We start from the raw sequence: 2,688 nt of genomic DNA on the forward strand, positions 1-2,688 counted from the left end.
CCGGAAGTTAAGCCTTTCAGCGCCGATGGTACTGCAACCGAGAGGTTGTGGGAGAGTAGGACGCCGCCGGACAATTCTTAGTGCTTGTGGGGTCACCTGTTACCGGGTGGCCCCACAAGCCATTTCAGGACCTCACAGGCAGGACACGTCCCAGTCCATCGATCGAGTAGCGCACTGCGGTCGGAGCAGAGGTCGCTCACGGCGCAGACCCCGAGCCGTGGGGTGCTACGCGTGGACCCACGAGGCCGGCATCGTCGCCGGCGAGGCTTGCACAAGCCGAGGCCCGGCAGCGGCATCACGGTCATCGCGGGCGTGCCTACCCAGCTGGTCGGGTCGTGTGCTGTCCCGAGTCGGTCAACGACTCCCGCTACCTGAGCGTCCTCGAGCGCGGCCAATGTCAGGGCCCACTCCTCGAGGGACGGTCGGGCAGGCCGATCGCGGCGGGGGTGTGACGTTCTCCGTCCGCCCCGGTCGCGAGTCGCGGTGCGGCACCACCTCGCGTGGCGTGGCGCGATGACCCGGCATGGTGGTCGAGAACCTGCGACGACGCGATCTGACGTCGTTGGCAGGGCTGGAAGCCGGCTCGTACCGCTGAACGGTTCGACGTGTCGCGGCAGACCGCTGCGAAGTGGACGGCCCGTTGCCGCGAGGAGGGTCCTGACGGCATGAGGGTCCGGTCGAGATCGGCGAGCGGCTCACGATGTCCGGTGCCGGCTGCACCGCCTGTCCCACATCGATACGGACACCAGCACCCCGGCGACCTGATCCACGTCATCGACGACCACCCCCGGGTCGCCTACGTCACGGCCCGCGACGATGAGACCAAGGAGATCGTGACCGAGGTCCTGCGCAACGCGTTCACCTGGTTCGCCGTCCGCGGCGTCACCGTTCGTCGGGTGCTCGGTGACAACGGCGGCTGCTAGGAGTTCCACCTGTGGCGTGAGACCTGAGCCGAGCTCGAGATCACCCCGAAACGCACACGTCCCTACCCTTTACAAACCAACGGCACGATCGAGCGGTTCCGCCGCACCCTGGCCGAGGGCTGGGCCTTCAGGAAGTTCTACAACTCCGAATCCGCCGGACTCGCCGCTCTGTCAATCGGGGAGGCCGCACCCATCACCAGGTGAACAACCTGGGGGGGGCATCACACCGAGGCGTCTTCGGGGGGCAGCGGCGCGATCTCGGTCGAACGCCGCGCCCGCCCTCGGCGGGCCACGCAGGGGGTCACCCCGGGTTGGGCGACTATGCGGAGATGAGTCTGAGGAGGAGATGGCCGGCGCAGCAAATCACCAGCCGGCTGATGATTGATTGCCTAGCCCGCACCGGAGGTGCGCGTGGGTCCGGAGACGATCCACCAAGAATCCACCGCCACGCGAGGGCGAACGGCGACGCGAGGTCAGCGACCCGCTGACGCCCATCAGACAGCGACCCGCCGAAGCCGAACCCGTGATCGGCACCGCGGGCGGGTCGGCCGTTCGACTACCTGGGTGCGAACCCAGCGGCGACGCGGTCCGCCACAGCTTGAGCGGCACCGACCTCAAGGTGTCCTTCGCCGACCCGATGGGCTCTGGACCGGGGCACCCCGCCGATGGGGGGCCAACCACTCCCGCCACCCGATGCGCCGGACCCGTTCGTCCCGAGACAGACCACCCACCGGGTGCGGAGAACGGTGGGCTCGAGGAGTCGGTCAGCTGGACGGGGCCGAGTCAGGCGACCGGGGCTGTGCGAGCACGAGCTCCCTGGGGGATGCAGCGGGCTGGGATGTCACCGGTGCTGAGCATCCACTGGTGAGTGCGACCACGGCGCTGGGGGCATGGGCACCACCGGGCCGCGATGGTGGGACCGTCGGCGCCGCGTGGGTGGGGCTGTCGCAAGGGGAGGGACCACGGCCCCGACGACGAGCCGCTGCGCGGGAGCCCGCATGGCGAGCGGTTGCACCACGATGCGAGGAGGTGACTGATCGGAGACCAGGAACGCCGACCCCACGGGTTCAAGCGGTGCGGTGGTGGCGCAGGACGACACCGACGCCGTCGCACCGAAGCAAGCCGTGGAGCCACTGACAAGGAGGTCGACCGACCGGGCAGCCCGCGGCCGAGTCGAATGTTGGGGGGAGGGGAGGGCGTGGGGCTCTCGTCGTGGCATGCCCTCCTGCCCGACCAGGTCCAGCGACCAGCTCTCCGTCGTGCGTCTCGGTGCCGACCCCCGGTCCTCCGACTCCACAGGCCACGGACGTCCACCGACGGCGCCCGATGCGCGTTCGCTTCCGACCACTGCGGCTGGACGCGCGGTGGCGCCGCGTCACCGCAGGGAGACGTGGATGATCGGGCCAGGACGTCTGTCGATGCCCCCACTCGGCGGTGCTGCAACGCTCGAAGGGGTGTGGACGACTCGATTTGGCGTCTGCGTGGCATCTGCGTACTGTTCTCCGAGTCGCCACGAGCGGCCGCGGGCCGCGAGAGCGGTCCACGAAGCGGCTGCTGGTGTGCGTCAGGAGGACGAGGAAGTTCCCCCGAATCGCGGATTTGATAGCGAGAGGGAGAGCGGGTAAGTTTCTCCGGGTTGCCCCGCCGCCGGGTCGGAAACGGTCTGGGACGGTGTGCGTCTGATTCTTGAGAACTCAACAGTGTGTCATAGTCGACGAATTAGTTTGTTATGCCCCGTTGGCTGATCTCCTTTTTGGGGGTTGGT

Annotated in this window: 1 rRNA gene and 2 pseudogenes; all 3 read left to right on the top strand. The window is 68.4% G+C overall.

Annotated features, from left to right (window positions below):
- Window positions 1–72: ribosomal RNA gene (gene rrf, locus IR170_RS20565) — 5S ribosomal RNA — on the top strand; the annotation flags it as partial.
- A 503-nt stretch (window positions 73–575) separates the two neighbouring features.
- Window positions 576–656, top strand: a pseudogene (locus tag IR170_RS20550) (hypothetical protein); the annotation flags it as partial.
- A gap of 117 nt (window positions 657–773) precedes the next feature.
- Window positions 774–1,076, top strand: a pseudogene (locus tag IR170_RS19755) (IS481 family transposase); the annotation flags it as partial.
- Between the last annotated feature and the right edge of the window lie 1,612 nt (window positions 1,077–2,688).

The organism is Nocardioides kribbensis (assembly GCF_015070375.1).
GTDB lineage: Bacteria > Actinomycetota > Actinomycetes > Propionibacteriales > Nocardioidaceae > Nocardioides > Nocardioides kribbensis.